Here is a 16568-nt window from a genome sequence, read left to right as displayed (position 1 = left end):
CATGAACGCCATTCGTAGCGTTTGGGCCGCCATTCGCGGCGGCCTGTCAGGGAGGCCGGTGATATGGGATTCGAATGCAAGTCGTGAAAGATATCGGGCGCGCCTGGGCCCACCTGCGCAGCAATAACAGCGGTCTCGCCTATCTGCCGTTCTGGCGCCAGCTGCTGGAAATGGCGGCACTGTTCCTGATCCGGGGCATCGGCCCGGGTTATTACCTGCAGGCGCGCTGGTGGCGTCCCGAGGTTCCGTTTTCCGACAAGTGGGACCACCTCAACAAGAAGGAATACAACGCCTTCGTCGACCGCTGGAATCTGCCCGGTTACCAGAAAAGCTCGCAGCACAAGGTGATCGAAAAAGCAATTCTGCAGCTCACCAGCGTGCCGACGCCCGAATTCATCGGCTTCCTGCATCCGCAACGCGGCGCCTGTGCCGACGGCACCCCCTTGCGCGGCCTGGCCGATCTCGAGGCGCTGTGCCGCCGCCTGATGGGCCAAAAGGTCTGTTTCAAACTGGTGGAAGGGTATGGCGGTGCGGGATTCGCCGCCTTCCAGATCGGCGAGGCCGATGGCCGGCCGGTATTCGTACACCCGGTGACGGCGGCGGTGACGCCGGTCGCCGACTGGCATGCGCCCATCGCAAAGAATCGGGACGGCTATATCGTCGAGCATTACCTGGTGCAGCACCCGGTGTTATCCGGCATCCATGCCAATTCGGTGAATACGCTGCGCATCTGGCTCTACCAGGCGCGTGGCGAATGCCGCATCGCCGGCGCCTTCCTGCGCGTGGGGCGCAAGGGCAGCATGGTCGACAATACCAGCGGCGGCGGCATTTTTTGCCCGGTCGACCTGGCGACGGGCATCATCAGCCATGCGGCGAACGCGAAAAATCCGCTGGACACCATGACGGCACACCCGGACACGGGCGGCCAGATCAGCGGCGTGCAGCTGCCGTATTGGAGAGAATGCCAGGACGTGGCGATGCGTGCCCTGCAAGCTTTTCCGCACGTGAACATCGCGGGTGTCGACGTCGCCATCGCCACCGACGGGCCGCGCATGATCGAACTGAACGTCCGTCCCGACCAGATCGGCTGCGCGCGCCTGAACTTGCCGCTGCGCCAGGTGGAGCGCTGGATGCGCGGCGGCTGATGTCCGGCGCTGTATTTTTATCAAAAAATATATAGTTAATAGCAACTAACAAAGCGTCTGGCGCAAGTCCTCTTCTTAGTGCAATTGCAACAATTGCACTATGAAAACCTCACTCCTACTCCCCGCCAAGCTCGCCCTGTTCCTGTGCTGCCTCTGCGCTCCAGCCGCCGTTGCCGCCATCGAAGAACACAGCGAATTCGAAGCCACTTTATATGCACCGTACCGGGTACTCGAGCCTGGCAAAGGTGAGGCGCGCACGTTCACACTGGCATTTGATTACCCGAATGCGCGCCAGGCGCAAGTCGTCGACTGGCAGCTCGAACTGATCTCGCCGCGCGGCGTCGTCGTGCGCCGCTGGCAGGACCGCACGCCGCTGGCCGATCAACCGGTGACGGTCACGGTGCCGTGGTCCGGCCTCGATGCCGGCAAGCTCGCCGCCGGTGTCTACGGCGTGCGCCTGCGCGCCGCCAGCCGCGATGCATCTGCCAAGGCGCCGGCGCTCGACGTGCACGAGCAGGCCTGGCAGATCGAGATCGGGCCGCCGCAAGCGCCGGTACTGCCGCCGTTCGCGCCGTTGCCGAGCGGCCGTACCGCTCAACCCGGCGCCGCTCCGGCCACCGGCGCGCTGCCATTCACCGTCTATTTCGGCAACCTGCACAGCCAGACCAACCACAGCGATGGCGGCGCCGAACTGTCCGACTGCAAGGGCGCGCAGGAACCGCTGACGGCGAAATACGGTCCCGATGCCGCCTTTGGCTATGCCCGCAAACACGGCCTCGACATCCTGGTCGCCTCCGAGCACAACCACATGTACGACGGCTCCGACAGCACCAAAGCCGATACCGATCCGGCCGTCCCCAGGGCGCTGTACCGCAAGGGGCTGGACACGGCCGCCGGCTTCAATGCCGCGCATCCGGATTTCCTCGCCGTGTACGGCATGGAGTGGGGCGTCATCAACAAGGGCGGCCATGTCAACATTTTCAATAGCGAACAGTTACTGGGCTGGGAAAAGAACGCGAAGGGGCAATTGCTGGCCGACGTGGCCACGCCGCGCAGCGATTACGCCGCCCTGTACACCCTGATGCGCGAACGCGGCTGGGTCGGCCAGTTCAACCATCCGTCGACGTCCGGCCAGTTCAGCGTGAACGGCAGCGCGCTCGGCTATACGGCCGACGGCGACGAAGCGATGGCGCTCTGCGAAGTGGTCAACAGCACCGCGTTTTCGAAGAACGACAAGGAAGGCGAAACCCGCCGCAGCAATTTCGAGACGGCCTGCAACAAGATCCTGGAAGCCGGCTTTCATGTCGCCTTCAGCACCAACCAGGACAACCACTGCGCCAACTGGGGCACGGCCTACACCAACCGCACCGGTGTTCTGATCCCCAACGGCGTCGCCCTGAGCCAGGCCAGCTTCGTCGATGCGTTAAAGGCGCGGCGCGTGTTCGCCACCATGGACAAGGGCTCGCAACTGGTCCTGACCGCCAACGGCCGCATGATGGGCGAACGTTTTACCAATACGGGACCGTTGAACCTGGTGGCGCACTTCGCCAGCACGGCGGGCAAGCAGGTGGCCTCGGTGGCGATCATGGAAGGGGTGCCGGGGCGCGGCGGGGTGGTGACGCAGATGTCGGACCAGGCGACCGTCAGTGTGACGCCTTCGGTCGGCGCGCATTTTTATTATGCGAAGGTGACCCAGGCGGATGGCAACATCCTGTGGTCGGCGCCAATCTGGGTGACGCAGGAGTAGGGTGGTCGGCTCCACCCGGGTAGTTGCATCCCTACACCGCATGCGCCGCCCACGCGTAACGTAAGCAACACAGCGGCGCCGTTTAAAAATGACGTTATTCCACCATCTGGCTCTGCAAATAATTCTGGATCCCGACCTTCACGATCAGGTCGAGCTGGGTCTCGAGCCACTCGATATGCTCTTCGGTATCTTCCAGGATCAGCAGCAGCAGGTCGCGCGACACGTAGTCGGCGGCGGCTTCGGCGGCGGCGATGCCTTCCTTGACGGTCAGCTGGGCGGCGCGCTCGAGCTTTAAATCGGCGGCCAGCATTTCCTCGGTGTTTTCGCCGATCAAGAGTTTATGCAATGCTTGCAGGTTCGGCAGGCCGTCGAGCATCAGGATGCGGTCGATCAGCTTGTCGGCATGCTTCATTTCGCCGATCGACTCGTCGTATTCCTTCTTGCCGAGCTTGAAAAAGCCCCAGTGGCGGTACATCCGCGCGTGCAGGAAATACTGGTTGACGGCGGTAAGCTCGTTGGTCAGCTGCGCGTTGAGCAGCCGGATGACGTTGGGGTCGCCCTTCATGATATGCCTTGTTGTGGTTATGCGTTGCCACAACTATAGCAAAGAGGGCGAACGCGCGCGCCGGAAAGCCGGCGGCGTGGAAGAAAGAAACTTACGCGGTTTGTGTGGAGCGGAAGCTCAGTTCGGTAACAACGGTCTTGCTGTCGAGCGCTTCGTGCAGCACTTCGCGGGCATAGCTGATGCACTTGCCGCAGTCGGTGCCCAAGCCGAGTTCGGCGCGCAGGGCGGCGATCGAGGTGATGCCGAGGTCGACGGCCTGGCGGATTTCACGGTCGGAGATGTTGTTGCAGACGCAGACGATCATCGAAGTAGTCCCTGAAGCAAGTTGTCACTCAAATAATGAGAATCGTTCTCATTCGTGTTCTATTCTGCGCAGTTTTTTCGACAGACGCAAGCGGTTTTGTCGTGGTATCGTTCTGCAAATAGAAATAATTCGCATTTAGGTTTATGATGCTAGTATCTGTCTCATCAGCGCTACAGGTGAGCGCCACACACCGGAAACGTCATCATGACTCTAGTCCCCACTTTGACCACACTCGACGCCCTCAAGGCCGGGCAGAGTGCGACCGTGATCCACCTTGCGCCGCACGCACTCGGCGGCCAGGACGTGGCGCGCCGCCTGATGGAACTCGGCTTCGTGCCCGGCGAACGCATCCGCATGCTCAAACGCGGCCTGCCCGGCGGCCCGGTGGCCGTGAAGGTCGGCGAGTCGACCTTCGCCCTGCGCACATTCGAGGCCGCACTCGTCTCGATCCAGCCGGAATAATCGATGGGTGTCATGGAACAACAGGTGGCGACACGCTCGCCCCTGATCGCTTTGCTCGGCAATCCGAACTGCGGCAAGACAGCCCTGTTCAACAGACTGACCGGCGCGCGCCAGAAGGTTGCGAACTACGCCGGCGTCACCATCGAACGCAAGGAAGGCAGTTTTACCTCGCCTGCCGGCCGCGCCCTGCGCGTGCTCGACCTGCCGGGCGCCTACAGCCTGTCCGCGCAAACCCCGGATGAAGCGATTACGCGCGACGTCGTTGCCGGCCTGCGCGCCGGTGAATCGGCGCCGGACGCGATCGTCTGTGTCGTCAACGCCACAAACCTGCGCCTGAATCTGCGCCTGGTGCTGGAAATCCAGCGCCTCGGCTTGCCGATGGTGCTGGCCCTGAACATGGTCGACGTCGCCAAAAAGCGCGGCATCGAGATCGATACGGCGAAACTGGCGCAGGAATTGAAGATGCCGGTGGTCGAGACGGTCGCCATCCAGGCCGGCGGCGAGCAGGCGCTGCTCGATGCGCTCGACCGCATGCCGTTCGAGCACGTGAAACCGCAGCCGCTGGCCGCCATCGATGCGGTACCGGTCGAACAGACCCAGCGCGAAGTGCGCCGCATCCTCGACGCCACCACCAGCTACGCCCACGACAAGGGCAACCTGTCGGAAAAAATCGACCAGGTGATCCTGCATCCGGTCGCCGGCCCGATCCTGCTGGCGGCGCTGATGTTCGTCATCTTCCAGGCCGTGTTCAGCTGGGCCGAAGCGCCGATGGATTTCATCACCGGCTCGGTCGAGGGCATCGGCGCCTGGATCGGCGACGCCATGAGCGACGGACCGCTGCGCAGCCTGATCGTGGACGGCATCATCGCCGGCGTCGGCGGCGTGCTGGTGTTCCTGCCGCAGATCCTGATTCTGTTCTTCTTCATCCTGATCCTGGAAGACGTCGGCTATCTGCCGCGCGCCGCCTTCCTGCTCGACCGCATGATGGGCGGCGTCGGTCTGTCCGGCCGCGCCTTCATTCCGCTGCTGTCCTCGTTCGCCTGCGCGATTCCCGGCGTGATGGCCGCGCGCACGATCCAGAACCCGCGCGACCGCCTGGTGACGATCATGATCGCGCCGCTGATGACCTGCTCGGCGCGCCTGCCGGTGTACGCCTTGATCATCGCCGCCTTCATCCCCGAGCGCGAGGTCGGCATTTTCAATTTGCAGGGCCTGGTGCTGTTCGCGCTGTACGCGCTCGGCATCGTCAGCGCGATGGGCGTGGCCTGGTACATGAAACGCCGTAGCGGCGGCACCCAGCATCCGCTGCTGCTGGAACTGCCTGCTTACCACTGGCCGCACCTGCCGACGCTGGCGCTGGGCCTGTGGGAACGCGCCAAGATCTTCCTGATGCGCGTCGGCACGCTGATCCTCACGCTGATGATCCTGCTCTGGTTCCTGTCGAGCTTCCCGGGCGCGCCCGAAGGCGCGACGCAACCGCCGATCTACTACAGCGTGGCCGGCATGCTGGGGCGCGCCCTGGCCTTCATCTTCGAGCCGATCGGCTTCGGCTGGCAGATCTGCATCGCCCTGGTGCCCGGCATGGCCGCGCGCGAAGTGGCGGTCGGCGCCCTCGGCACCGTGTATGCGCTGGCCGGTTCCGGCGACGACGTCGCCAACACGCTGGGCCCGCTGATCGGCGCTTCCTGGTCGCTGGCCACGGCCTTGTCGCTGCTGGCCTGGTACGTGTACGCGCCGCAGTGCATCGCGACCCTGTCGGTAGTGCGCCGCGAAACCGGCAGCGCCAAATATGCCTGGATGATGGCCGGCTACATGTTCGCGCTGGCCTACGTCGCCTCCTTCATCACCTACCGCGTCGCGCTGGCGCTCGGCGGCGGCTGACATGTGGCAGGAACTGGTCGTCGCGCTGGTGGTGGTCGTGGCTGCCGTGTACATCGGCGCCAAATACCTGCCGGCGGCCTGGCGCATCCGTCTCGTCAACCGCCTCTCGCGCGGCGGGGCCGACTCCAGGCTGGTGCGCTGGCTCGGGACCGCCGACAGCTGCGGCGGCGGGTGCAAGAGCTGCAATACCTGCGACACGCCAGCTGAGCCGGCGGCGCCGGAGGGGAACAAGCATCGGGTGATCAAGCTGCACGAGAAGCGCTGACGCTTCATTTGATGTACCCCATCCGGACTGACGCTGCCGCGGCATACGATGCCGCACCATGCCTCGCTACCGCCGCCAATCTGCTGGTACTACCTATTTCTTCACGGTCGTCGCTTACCGGCGCCGTCCGATCTTTTGCACTTCGCTACTGCGTACATCCCTGCGCGACGCCATCCAAACGGTACGCCTGACCCGTCCCTTTGTCGTGGACGCGTGGGTACTGATGCCGGATCACATGCATTGCATCTGGACGTTGCCCGACGGCGATTATTCGACGCGCTGGGCAGAGATCAAGCGTTACGTTACCAGTGCCTGCAGGGACGGCTTGCATGACCCACGGTTGTTGACCCGGGCGGCGCGGCAGCGCGGCGAGTCGACCATCTGGCAACGACGTTTTTGGGAGCACCAGATTCGCGACGAAGTCGATATGGAGCGCCACGTCGATTACATCCATTTCAATCCGGTCAAGCACGGGCAGGTGAGGCAGGTATGCGATTGGCCGTATTCGACCTTCCATCGGTATGTGCGCGAGGGAATATATTGCGCCGATTGGGCGGGGTCGCCGGGGATTGCGGAGTCGGATTTGGAATAAGCAGGTGGTACGCGGCGTTTACGCGTGGACTCGGGAGTCCACCCTACGTTTGCAATCAATCAGCCGCCGCGTGCCAATGCGTGAATTGCCCTAATTGTAGGGTGGACTCCCGAGTCCACGCGTAACGCACGCAGACCACAATCGTCACGCCATCGATCGAACCGCGCATCACCTCAACCCCAACGCCGCCATCAACCGCTGCGCATCATACGGCGCGTGCACCTTGATATCGTTATCGAAGTAGCAGTACACATCGCGCCCGCCGATGCTCCAGGCGCGGATGCGTGCGGCCCAGCGTTCGGTCGCTGCGTCGTCGTAGCCGCTGGCGTATAACTCCTTGTCGCCGTGCAGGCGGATGTAGACGAAGTCGGCCGTCACATCTTCCATGTACGGCCAGCGGCCCGCCGTGTCGGCCACCACCAGCGCCACGTTGTACTTCCTCAGCAGCGCGATGAAACGGGCGTCGCGGAAGCTTTCGTGGCGGACCTCGACCGCGTGGCGCATCGGACGCCGTTCATCCATCTCGAGGAAGACCTTGCCTTCCATGCGCGCCTGGTGCCGGCGCGCCAATGCCAGGCCGCTTTCCGTGTCCTGCGGCAGGATGCTGAGAAAATGTTCGAAGCGCTCGGGGTCGAACTTGACCATTTCGGGGAATTGCCACAGGAAGGGACCGAGCTTTTCGCGCAGCGCGAACACGCCCGAGGCCAGCACGTTCGCCAGCGGTCCGTCGATCTCCTTCAACTTCAACATGTGGGTGATGAAGCGGTTTCCCTTCACGGCGAACAGGAAGCCGGGCGGCGTCGCGGCGTACCAGGCGGCGTAGCTTTCGGGGCGCTGCAGCGAATAGAAGGAGCCGTTGATCTCGATCGTCGGCAGCTGGCGCGAGGCGTAGTCGAGCTCGCGCGCCTGCGCCAGTTTGGGAGGATAGAACTTGCCGCGCCAGGGCGCGTAGCGCCAGCCGGAAATGCCGATGTGGATTGTGCCCATGGCCCCATCATAGAGGGCCACCCTGCCCGGCACGGTGCGTTGCCGAACCGTGCCGGGCGGGGTGGGGCAGCTTACGCCGCCAACAGCAGGTGCGATGCGCGCCGCGGCGCGCCTGCCGCGACCTTGAACACGCCGACCACCTCGGCCAGGCGCTCGGCCTGCAGGCGCATCGCCTCGGCCGAGGCGGCCGCTTCTTCGACCAGCGCGGCGTTCTTTTGCGTCACGCCATCCATCTCGGCGATCGCCTGGTTGACCTGGCCGATGCCCGCTTCCTGCTCTTCGCTGGCGGCCGTGATCTCGGCGATGATCCCGTTCACCTGGCGCACGCTGCTGACGATCTCTCCCATCGTCGCGCCGGCGTTGCGCACCAGCGTGCTGCCAGCCGCGACGCGCTGCACCGAGTCGTCGATCAAGGCCTTGATTTCCTTGGCCGCCGCGGCCGAGCGCTGGGCCAGCGTGCGCACTTCGCCGGCCACCACCGCAAAGCCGCGCCCCTGCTCGCCGGCACGCGCCGCCTCGACGGCCGCATTCAGGGCCAGGATGTTGGTCTGGAAGGCGATGGCGTCGATCACGCCGATGATGTCGACGATCTTGCGCGAGGACTGGTCGATCGATTCCATCGTGTGCACTACCTGCTGCACGGCGTTGCCGCCGCGCACCGCCACTTGCTCCGCCGATGCCGACAGGCGGTTGGCGTGGCGCGCATGTTCGGCATTCTGCTGCACGGCGCTGGTCAGTTGCTCCATCGAGGAGGCGGTTTCCTCGAGCGCCGCCGCCTGCTGCTCGGTACGGCTCGACAGATCGTGGTTGCCGTCCGCGATCTGGTGCGAGGCGCTGGCAATCGCATGGATGCCGACGTCGACCTCGCCGACGATCTTGCCCAGGCTGCCGTTCATGTCGCGCAGGGCGCCCAGCAGATGCGCCGTTTCGTCGTTGCCGCGCACCTCGATGAGCGTGGTCAGATCGCCCGCGGCCACCGTGCGCGCCAGGTTCACGGCGCGTCCCAGGCGGCGCGTGATGCTGCGCGAGAGCGACAGCCCGAACAGCATCAGCACGCTCGAGATGACCAGCGTGGCGGCCGAGAACCACAGCACGCGCGGCCAGAACACGGCGCCGACGGTATCCATGTAGACGCCGGAACCGATCACCCAGTTCCAGTTTGCGACCCCCTTCACGTACGACACCTTCGGCACCGGCGCCTCCTGGCCCGGTTTCGGCCACATGTAGGCGACGTAGCCGGCGCCATCCTTGCGCACCACGTCAACCGCGACCGCGAACAGGCGCAAGCCGTTGGGGTCGGCGATCGCGCCGATGTCCTGGCCGTCGAGTTCCGGTTTCAAGGGATGCATCAGCATGCGCGGCTGCATGTCGTTGACCCAGAAATATTCGGAGCCGCTGTAGCGCAGCGCCTTCAGTTCGGCCAGCGCAGCCGCCTGCGCCGCTTCCTTGGTGGCGCTACCCGTTGCCACTGCCTGCTGATGGCGTTCGACGATGCCCGCCGCCACCTCGACCGCCTGGCGCACGCCGTGCCCGCGTTCTTCAAGGATCAGCTTGCGCTCGGACACCAGGAAGCAGGCGGCGACGATCGCCATGCCAAGGCCGGAACAGATGGTCAATAGGGCCAGTTTCTGGGCAATGGTCAGACGAAAAAGAATGTTCATGGACAGGGGAAGGAGGGGAGCACGAACGCAACTGCCAAATTTGATGAAATGGCGCGCAGGGGTTGCGATTGTAAAACTTAAGTTGCAGTAACGGAACATTAATCGTCAAAAATGCATGTGCCTTTTTGTAACCACACAACAATGCTAAGCTAGCGCTCCCTCGTTCCTCGGCGCGCGTCCATGATCACAGTCCATCACCTGAACAATTCGCGCTCGCAGCGCATCCTCTGGCTACTCGAAGAGCTGGGCCTGCCGTATGAAATCAAGAAATACCAGCGCGATCCGAAGACGATGCTGGCGCCGCCCGAACTGAAGGCCGTGCACCCGCTCGGCAAGTCGCCCGTGATCACCGACGGCGCCACGGTCGTGGCCGAATCCGGCGCGATCGTCGACTATCTGATCGAGCGCTATGGCGACGGTCGGCTGGTCCCCGCTGCGGGCACGCCGGAAAAACTGAAGTACAATTTTTACCTGCACTTCGCCGAGGGCTCGGCCATGTCGCCGCTGCTGATGAAACTCGTGTTCGACCGCGTCGAGAACGGCCCCATGCCCTTCTTTGCCAAGCCGATCGCGCGCGCCATCGCGCGCAAGGTGAAAGACACCTTCATCAACCCGAACATCAAAAGCCAGCTCGACTACCTGGAATCGGAACTGGCGACGCGCGAGTGGTTCGCCGGCAGCGAACTCACCGGCGCCGACATCCAGATGAGTTTTCCGCTGGAGGCGGCCGCGTCGCGCGCCGGCCTCGGCGCCCAATACCCGCGCCTGAGCGCGTTCCTGGCGCGCATCCACGCCCGTCCCGCTTACGTACGCGCTTTGGCCCGCGGCGGCAAATACGACTACGCAAGGTAAAGAGGCATGGCCAAGCTGCTTGCGATCGACGGCCTGAACATCGTGCGCCGGGTCTACGAAGCCAGCCCGGAGCCCGACTCCGACCTCAAGGCCAGCATCGCCCTGCGCCACGCGTTCTCGTCGTTTCGCAACGTGCTGGAAGTGCATGCGCCGACCCACGTGCTGGCCGCTTTCGATTACGGCGGCCCGACCTGGCGCCACGCGCTGTACCCGCGCTACCGCGAGCACCGCGCGCCGATGCCGGCGGTGCTGCGCGAGGCGCTGCCGGAATTCCAGGAACGCCTGCGCACGGCCGGGGTGCCGGTGGCGATGCTGCCCGAGGTCGAAGCCGACGACGTCGTCGCCACCTGCGTCATGCGCTGGCTGCAGGAAAACAGGGGGGAGGCGATCGTCGCCACCACCGACAAGGATTTACATGTCCTGATCGCGCATGGCGCCCTGGTGTGGGATCATTTCAAGAACGAGTGGCACGACGACGCCTGGGTGCGCAACAAGTTCGGCGTGGCGCCGGAATTGCTGCACGACCTGCTGGCGCTGATGGGCGACGCCACCGACGGCGTGCCTGGTGTGTCCAAGATCGGCATGAAGACGGCGGCGCGCCTGCTCAATGCCTATGGCAGCCTGGACGCGGTGATGGCCGGCGCCGGCATTTTGAAGACACCGCTCGGCGAACGCCTGCGCGCCGAGCGCGACATCCTGTACCTGTCGCGCGAACTGGTGCGGCTGAAAACCGACGTGCGCCTCGGCGTCACCTGGAAGGCGCTGGCCTACGATTCACACTGAACACCGGACATTGAAGGAGAGCGGCCCATGCTGAAAGCCGTCATCGTCGATTCGAACGCCATCTCGCGCGGATTATTGAATACCGTGCTGACCGAGGGCGGCTACGAGGTCGTGGGCCAGGCGCACACCGGCCAGAATGCGCTGCTGCAGGCGGCCAAGTTCCGGCCGCAGATCATGTGCATCGCGCGCGAACAGGTGGAAGACGGCAGCAACGTGGTCGAGCAGTTGCGCGCCAGGCTGCCGAAAACCCTGGTCTTCATGGTCTCGGGCACGCTCGACGCGCCGACCATCGAAGCGGCGCTGGCGCGCGGGGTGCAGGGTTTTATCGTGAAACCGTTCAAGGCCGATACGGTATTGAAGACCATCCGCAATACCGTCATCGCCGTGGTGCGCAGGCAGCAGCAAGGCGGCGCCGCTCCTGATACTTAACGCCGCCTGATCTCCTCGGCCGCGATCTGCGTCAGTTCGGCCAGCGCGCGCATCTCGCGTTCGCGCAGGCGGCGCGGTTCGCTGTCCATCACGCACAGGGCGCCGAGTTTATACCCCTCGTCGTCGACCAGCGCGAAGCCCGCGTAAAAACGCACGTGCGGCGCGCCCACCACCAGTGGATTGTGGCGGAAGCGCGCGTCGAGCAGGGTGTCGGGCACCACCAGCGGTGCGTTGCGGCCGGCGCCACGCTCGGCATCTTGTTCTATCAAGTGGCTGCAGAAGGCGCCCTCGCGCGGACCCTGTGGCAGCGCGAACCCGACCCGCGACTTGAACCACAGGCGGCCCCCCGCCACCAGCGACAGCAGCGCGATCGGGCATTCGGTGACCTGGGTGGCGAGCCAGGTCAGGCGGTCGAACACGGCTTCCGCTTCGCTGTCGAGCAAACCGGTCGCGCGCAGGGCCATCAGGCGCGCATGCTCGTGGCCGGGCAGGGCGCAGGCGGCGCCCGCCAGGAAGTTGCCTGGATCGGCGCTGCCGGCCGGTACGGCGCCGCCGGCGCGCGCGCGCAACAGCGCGCTGACCGCGGAGAGGCGCACGCGGCGGTGGCCGCCCGGTGTCTTCCAGGCCGGCAGCGCGCCATTTTCGATCCATTGCTGGGCAGTGCTCACCGCGATGCCGAGCAGCTTGGCCGCTTCGCGCGTGGTCAGTATCGGATCGTTGCCATCGTCAAGGCTGGATGAAGCCATAGTATTTATTTTCGCGTAATCAATAATTGATTGGTATTTTACTTGAGCAACAAGATAAAATGCCGAAATTGATGATGTTGACTCCGCTAGAATTGTTTCCCTGTCACATTTCGACGTATTTACGCGTCAATTCATAATAATTAAGTTGACTTGTGGAAATTTGACGATCAAAATGATTGCATCATCATTTTCGTCATATCTTTCGGCAGCGCCGGCAAGAACCAACATCACATGATTTCCTCTCTGCCGGCCCAGCTGGAAACAGCCCGTCTCGACGCCCTGCGCAAGCTCGACCTGCTCGACACCCCGCCCAACGAGGCCTTCGACCGCATTACGCGCATGGCTGCCCAGTTGTTCGGCTTGCCGATCGCCGCGGTGTCGCTCACCGACGTCGACCGCCAGTGGTTCAAGTCGCGTGTCGGTGTCGACCATTGTTCAATTCCGCGCGAGAAGGCGCCGTGCGGCCATGTGGCGGACACGTGCAGCATGCTGGTCATTCCCGACCTGCTGGCCGACGATTTTTACCGCGACAGCAACCTGGCCGCCAGCGGCGTGCGCTTCTATGCCGGCGCACCTTTGATGACGCGCGACGGCCACTGTCTGGGCGCGATGTGCGTACTCGGTACCGAGCCGCGTGCGGTCAGCGCCGGCGAACGCACGGGTCTCGCCGACCTGGCCGCGATGGTGATGGCGCAGATCGAACTGCAGCACGCGATCGGCCGGATCGACCCAGTCAGCGGCATCCCGAACCGCAGCCAGTTCGCCGACGACCTGCGCGACCTGGCGCTCGACCGCCCGGCTGGAGAAACGCGCCTGGCGGCATTGGTGAACCTGGCCACCCCCGAACAGATGAGCAGCGCAGTGCGCGCGATGGGCGCCGGCTTCGTCGACGACATCGTTACCGAAGCGGCGCGCATGCTGCGTGCGGCGCTCGGTCCCACGCGCAAGCTGTACCACGTGGCGCCGTTCCAGTTCGCCTTCCTGGCCGAGCCGGGTGCGGACCTGGCGCGCTTTTGCGACTGGCTCGGCGCCTGGGTCGCGCTGCGTGCCGACAGCACCACCGCGCGCTTCGTCACCACCGCCACCGTCGGCGTGGTGCCGTTCACGACCGGCCAAGCCGACCCATCCGACCTGCTGCGCGACATGTACAGCGCAGCACACGACGCCATCGAAGGCGGGCACCGGGTGCGGGTCTTCTCGGCCGAGCAGAATGCGCTGTTCATGCGCCGTTTTCGCGTCGCCAAGGATTTTGGGAGCGCGCTCGAGGACGACAGCCAGCTGCGCCTCGTGTTCCAGCCGAAAATCGAGCTGGCCACCGGCCGCTGCATCGGCGCCGAGGCGCTGCTGCGCTGGCGCCACCCGGCCCTGGGCGAAGTCTCCCCGGGCGAATTCATTCCCGTGGTCGAGCAGACCTCACTGGCGCGCGCGACCACGCGCTGGGTGCTCGAGCGCGCGCTGCATCAACTCTCCGCCTGGCAGCGCGCCGGCCTGGTGACGCAGTTGGCGGTGAACGTGTCGGCGGTGAACCTGCTGGAGCCGGACTTTTGCGCCCACGTGCTGACCCGCCTGCGCGCGCACGGCCTGGCGCCGGGCGCGCTGGCCATCGAGATCACCGAAAGCGCGCTGATGTCGAACCGCACGCTGGCGGCCGCCACGTTGGAGGCCCTGGCCGGCGGCGGCGTGCAGCTGGCGATCGACGATTTCGGCACCGGCTACAGCAGCCTGGCCTACCTGCAGAGCGTGCCGGCGAAGGTGATCAAGATCGACCAGAGTTTCATACGCAACCTCGATACCGACGGGCGCAAGCGCGCGCTGGTGGCGACCATGATCAAGCTCTCGCACGACCTCGGCCAGCAGGTCGTGGCCGAAGGCGTGGAGACGGCGCCGGTGGCGCGCATCCTGGCCGACGCCGGCTGCGACCAGGTGCAGGGGTATCTGTACGCGCGCCCGATGGCGCCGCAGCAGTTCGAGGAATGGATTTGCGCGGAGTGGACGCTGGAGCGTCCGCGCCGGGCGAAGCAGGGGGAAGCGGCCTGCGCTTGAGGTGACGGGCGATCGGCTGCGATACGTAGGGTGGACTCTTGAGTGCACGCGGTACACCGTTTGCGGTCACGCGGCTTTCAAAGAAACGGCAGGCACGCGCGAGAGAGGGCGTCTGAGACGTTGCGGTATGCATGGGCACGACCGCGTGGGCACGCGTGCCCACGCTACGAAAATGCACCTCCGCGTTACACGATTAAAACTCGTCCCAACCGCCGGTAGCGGCGCCAGCCAACCGCATCGTGCGTGGCGTTGCGCGCACCGGCACCGGTTTTACTGGGCGCGGCGCCGGCACCGCCGGTTGCTCCTCGTTCCCGGTCTTGAACCCCGCCACCGTGGCCGCCAGCGCCGCCGCCTGGCTGCGCATGGCGTCGGCCGCGGCCGAGGTTTCCTCGACCAGGGCGGCGTTCTGCTGGGTCACCTGGTCCATCTGGGTGACGGCCTGGTTGATCTGCTCGATGCCGGCGCTCTGCTCGCGGCTGGCGGCGCTGATCTCCCCCATGATGTCGGTGACGCGGCGCACGCTCGCCACGATCTCTTCCATCGTCGCACCGGCTTCGTTAACCAGGCAGCTGCCGGCGCCGACCTTGCCGTTCGAGTCGGCGATCAGGTCCTTGATGTCCTTCGCCGCGGTGGCCGAGCGCTGCGCCAGGTTGCGCACCTCGGCGGCGACGACGGCGAAGCCGCGCCCCTGTTCGCCGGCGCGCGCCGCTTCGACGGCGGCGTTCAGTGCCAGGATGTTGGTCTGGAAGGCGATGCCGTCGATGACGCCGATGATGTCGGCAATGCGCGTCGACGACGCAGCAATCGCGTCCATCGTGCCGACCACCTGTTTGACGACGTCGCCGCCGCGCGCAGCCACCATGGACGCCGTGTCGGCCAGCGTGCTGGCCTGGCGCGCGTTATCGGCATTCTGCTTCACGGTCGCGGTCAGCTCTTCCATCGACGACGCCGTTTCCTCGAGCGCGCTGGCCTGTTCCTCGGTGCGGCTCGACAGGTCGAGGCTGCCCGCCGCCACCTGCGACGAGGCCGAGGCGATCAGTCCGGTGCCGTCGCGCACCGTCGAGACGGTCGTGAGCAGGCTGTCGTTCATCTTTTTCAGGGCGGTGAGCAGCTGGCCCAGTTCGTCGCCCGTCGTGACCTCGATGCGGCTGGTGAGGTCGCCGGCGGCCACCGTTTCGGCCACGGCCAGGGCGCGCGCGACCGGCACCGTGATCGAAGCGGTGATGCGCCAGGCGATGAACGCCGCCAGGGCGAAAATGACCGTGCTCAGGCCGATCATCATGTTGACGGTGTTGGCATAGGTCCGCTTGGCCTCGGCCACGGCCTTGTCGGCCAGTTCCTTTTGCATCTGCACCTGGCCGTTGATCACCTTGCGGTACTCGCCCAGCAGCGGGCGGTACTGCTTGACGAGATAGTCCGATGCGCCGGCGATGTCGTTGGCACCGATACGGCGCAGCAGCTCGTCCTGGGCGGCGGTGGCTTGTACGTTGTAATCGAGGCTTTGCTTCAACAGCGCCTTGCCCTGTTCGCTCACGATCACGCCTTGCAGTTTGGTGAAGGTGGCGGCGATGGCGGCGCGGGCGCGCTCGACTTCGGCTTGCTGCGTCTTGCGGTCGGCGGCATCGGCGTTGATCAACATGTTGCGCAGCGCGAGCGAGATGGCGTTGACCTCGGTGAGCACGGCATTCGATGCCTCGATCTTCGGCATGTAGTTGGTGACGATGACCTCGGTGCCGGCATTGATCCGGCCGAGCATCGTGGCGCCGAACACGACAACGACGAGAAGGAAGGCGCACAGGATGGCGAAACCCGCAAACAGCCGGGTGCGGACACGCAGGTTCGAGATGTTCATGATTGACGTTTTCTAGTGGTTATCGGGCGGCCGAACAGGAAAGCCGGTCTCTTTTTTGCCGCACGGAAACTAGAATAACGTCTTTCAATGAAGAAACTTAACCTCTTCAGACGAAAAACCACTTGTTCTTCGCTGGTTATGGTAAAGATATCAATATAGTGCTGCGTATTTACAACCCTGATAACAAAGATTTACTTTGGCTTAAAGACAGGTGGGCGAAAAAAAACCGGCACAGGCCGGTTTTCTTTTGCTTC

At 64.6% G+C, this 16568-nt stretch carries 16 protein-coding genes; 10 read left to right on the top strand and 6 right to left on the bottom strand.

The genetic code is table 11. From position 1 onward, the window contains the following. Nucleotides 1-74 precede the first annotated feature (74 nt). Nucleotides 75-1145 (top strand): sugar-transfer associated ATP-grasp domain-containing protein, encoded by a 1071-nt coding sequence (locus tag AC56LG_RS09170; RefSeq protein ID WP_497165782.1) that lies wholly within the window; start codon nucleotides 75-77, stop codon nucleotides 1143-1145. Nucleotides 1146-1245: 100 nt separating this feature from the next. Next, complete coding sequence (locus AC56LG_RS09165) at nucleotides 1246-2892, top strand: CehA/McbA family metallohydrolase (RefSeq protein ID WP_497165781.1); 1647 nt, start codon at nucleotides 1246-1248, stop codon at nucleotides 2890-2892. Between the two features lie 94 nt (nucleotides 2893-2986). Here AC56LG_RS09165 and bfr read toward each other — a convergent pair whose 3' ends face one another. Further along, a complete protein-coding gene (gene bfr / locus AC56LG_RS09160; protein ID WP_497165780.1) occupies nucleotides 2987-3457 on the bottom strand; it encodes a bacterioferritin in 471 nt (156 codons plus the stop codon). A 91-nt stretch (nucleotides 3458-3548) separates the two neighbouring features. Further along, the gene (locus AC56LG_RS09155) at nucleotides 3549-3761 is read right to left on the bottom strand and encodes a (2Fe-2S)-binding protein (protein ID WP_497165779.1); all 213 of its coding nucleotides are present in this window, start codon (nucleotides 3759-3761) and stop codon (nucleotides 3549-3551) included. 204 nt (nucleotides 3762-3965) lie between these two features. Here AC56LG_RS09155 and AC56LG_RS09150 point away from each other — a divergent pair, with 204 nt between their 5' ends. The 4 genes from AC56LG_RS09150 to AC56LG_RS09135 are packed head-to-tail and all read left to right on the top strand — an operon-like array spanning nucleotide 3966 to nucleotide 6961. Beyond that, a complete protein-coding gene (locus AC56LG_RS09150) occupies nucleotides 3966-4223 on the top strand; it encodes a FeoA family protein (RefSeq protein WP_497165778.1) in 258 nt (85 codons plus the stop codon). Nucleotides 4224-4226: 3 nt separating this feature from the next. After that, nucleotides 4227-6104 (top strand): ferrous iron transporter B, encoded by a 1878-nt coding sequence (feoB, locus tag AC56LG_RS09145; protein ID WP_497165777.1) that lies wholly within the window; start codon nucleotides 4227-4229, stop codon nucleotides 6102-6104. A gap of 1 nt (nucleotide 6105) precedes the next feature. Then, on the top strand, nucleotides 6106-6369 hold the full coding sequence (locus AC56LG_RS09140) for a DUF6587 family protein (protein ID WP_497165776.1): 264 nt from the start codon (nucleotides 6106-6108) through the stop codon (nucleotides 6367-6369). A 58-nt stretch (nucleotides 6370-6427) separates the two neighbouring features. After that, nucleotides 6428-6961: an REP-associated tyrosine transposase gene (locus AC56LG_RS09135; RefSeq protein WP_497165775.1), complete on the top strand. Its 534-nt coding sequence runs from the start codon at nucleotides 6428-6430 to the stop codon at nucleotides 6959-6961. Between the two features lie 168 nt (nucleotides 6962-7129). Here the strand turns inward: AC56LG_RS09135 and AC56LG_RS09130 are convergent, their stop codons facing one another. Both AC56LG_RS09130 and AC56LG_RS09125 read right to left on the bottom strand, forming a co-directional pair. Next, complete coding sequence (locus tag AC56LG_RS09130; protein WP_497165774.1) at nucleotides 7130-7948, bottom strand: DUF72 domain-containing protein; 819 nt, start codon at nucleotides 7946-7948, stop codon at nucleotides 7130-7132. Nucleotides 7949-8019: 71 nt separating this feature from the next. Next, complete coding sequence (locus AC56LG_RS09125) at nucleotides 8020-9609, bottom strand: methyl-accepting chemotaxis protein (RefSeq protein ID WP_497165773.1); 1590 nt, start codon at nucleotides 9607-9609, stop codon at nucleotides 8020-8022. A gap of 180 nt (nucleotides 9610-9789) precedes the next feature. On the opposite strand from AC56LG_RS09125, the gene AC56LG_RS09120 reads away from it, so the two are divergent. From AC56LG_RS09120 to AC56LG_RS09110, 3 genes are read left to right on the top strand one after another with little or no spacing between them, the layout of a single operon-like run. Continuing rightward, a complete protein-coding gene (locus AC56LG_RS09120) occupies nucleotides 9790-10461 on the top strand; it encodes a glutathione S-transferase (RefSeq protein ID WP_497165772.1) in 672 nt (223 codons plus the stop codon). A 6-nt stretch (nucleotides 10462-10467) separates the two neighbouring features. Next, nucleotides 10468-11244, top strand: a complete 777-nt coding sequence (locus AC56LG_RS09115) for a 5'-3' exonuclease (RefSeq protein ID WP_497165771.1) — start codon at nucleotides 10468-10470, stop codon at nucleotides 11242-11244. A gap of 27 nt (nucleotides 11245-11271) precedes the next feature. Then, nucleotides 11272-11673 (top strand): ANTAR domain-containing response regulator, encoded by a 402-nt coding sequence (locus AC56LG_RS09110; RefSeq protein ID WP_497165770.1) that lies wholly within the window; start codon nucleotides 11272-11274, stop codon nucleotides 11671-11673. On the opposite strand, the gene AC56LG_RS09105 is transcribed toward AC56LG_RS09110, so the two are convergent. Next, complete coding sequence (locus AC56LG_RS09105; protein ID WP_497165769.1) at nucleotides 11670-12419, bottom strand: GAF domain-containing protein; 750 nt, start codon at nucleotides 12417-12419, stop codon at nucleotides 11670-11672. The genes AC56LG_RS09110 and AC56LG_RS09105 overlap by 4 nt on opposite strands. A 231-nt stretch (nucleotides 12420-12650) precedes the next feature. On the opposite strand from AC56LG_RS09105, the gene AC56LG_RS09100 reads away from it, so the two are divergent. Beyond that, on the top strand, nucleotides 12651-14462 hold the full coding sequence (locus tag AC56LG_RS09100; protein WP_497165768.1) for a bifunctional diguanylate cyclase/phosphodiesterase: 1812 nt from the start codon (nucleotides 12651-12653) through the stop codon (nucleotides 14460-14462). A gap of 193 nt (nucleotides 14463-14655) precedes the next feature. On the opposite strand, the gene AC56LG_RS09095 is transcribed toward AC56LG_RS09100, so the two are convergent. Further along, nucleotides 14656-16314, bottom strand: coding sequence for a methyl-accepting chemotaxis protein (locus AC56LG_RS09095; protein WP_497165767.1), 1659 nt, complete (start codon nucleotides 16312-16314; stop codon nucleotides 14656-14658). Nucleotides 16315-16568: the final 254 nt, after the last annotated feature.

This window comes from Telluria sp. ZB2R32 (assembly GCF_059685715.1).
This window is presented reverse-complemented; position numbering and strand designations above follow the sequence as displayed.

What these genes read in the sequence shown, in the direction of transcription:
- AC56LG_RS09170 (WP_497165782.1), top strand. Translation starts at nt 75, where the DNA reads ATGCAAGTCGTGAAAGATATCGGGCGCGCCTGGGCCCACCTGCGCAGC.
- AC56LG_RS09165 (WP_497165781.1), top strand. Translation starts at nt 1,246, where the DNA reads ATGAAAACCTCACTCCTACTCCCCGCCAAGCTCGCCCTGTTCCTGTGC.
- bfr (WP_497165780.1), bottom strand. Translation starts at nt 3,457, where the DNA reads ATGAAGGGCGACCCCAACGTCATCCGGCTGCTCAACGCGCAGCTGACC.
- AC56LG_RS09155 (WP_497165779.1), bottom strand. Translation starts at nt 3,761, where the DNA reads ATGATCGTCTGCGTCTGCAACAACATCTCCGACCGTGAAATCCGCCAG.
- AC56LG_RS09150 (WP_497165778.1), top strand. Translation starts at nt 3,966, where the DNA reads ATGACTCTAGTCCCCACTTTGACCACACTCGACGCCCTCAAGGCCGGG.
- feoB (WP_497165777.1), top strand. Translation starts at nt 4,227, where the DNA reads ATGGGTGTCATGGAACAACAGGTGGCGACACGCTCGCCCCTGATCGCT.
- AC56LG_RS09140 (WP_497165776.1), top strand. Translation starts at nt 6,106, where the DNA reads ATGTGGCAGGAACTGGTCGTCGCGCTGGTGGTGGTCGTGGCTGCCGTG.
- AC56LG_RS09135 (WP_497165775.1), top strand. Translation starts at nt 6,428, where the DNA reads ATGCCTCGCTACCGCCGCCAATCTGCTGGTACTACCTATTTCTTCACG.
- AC56LG_RS09130 (WP_497165774.1), bottom strand. Translation starts at nt 7,948, where the DNA reads ATGGGCACAATCCACATCGGCATTTCCGGCTGGCGCTACGCGCCCTGG.
- AC56LG_RS09125 (WP_497165773.1), bottom strand. Translation starts at nt 9,609, where the DNA reads ATGAACATTCTTTTTCGTCTGACCATTGCCCAGAAACTGGCCCTATTG.
- AC56LG_RS09120 (WP_497165772.1), top strand. Translation starts at nt 9,790, where the DNA reads ATGATCACAGTCCATCACCTGAACAATTCGCGCTCGCAGCGCATCCTC.
- AC56LG_RS09115 (WP_497165771.1), top strand. Translation starts at nt 10,468, where the DNA reads ATGGCCAAGCTGCTTGCGATCGACGGCCTGAACATCGTGCGCCGGGTC.
- AC56LG_RS09110 (WP_497165770.1), top strand. Translation starts at nt 11,272, where the DNA reads ATGCTGAAAGCCGTCATCGTCGATTCGAACGCCATCTCGCGCGGATTA.
- AC56LG_RS09105 (WP_497165769.1), bottom strand. Translation starts at nt 12,419, where the DNA reads ATGGCTTCATCCAGCCTTGACGATGGCAACGATCCGATACTGACCACG.
- AC56LG_RS09100 (WP_497165768.1), top strand. Translation starts at nt 12,651, where the DNA reads ATGATTTCCTCTCTGCCGGCCCAGCTGGAAACAGCCCGTCTCGACGCC.
- AC56LG_RS09095 (WP_497165767.1), bottom strand. Translation starts at nt 16,314, where the DNA reads ATGAACATCTCGAACCTGCGTGTCCGCACCCGGCTGTTTGCGGGTTTC.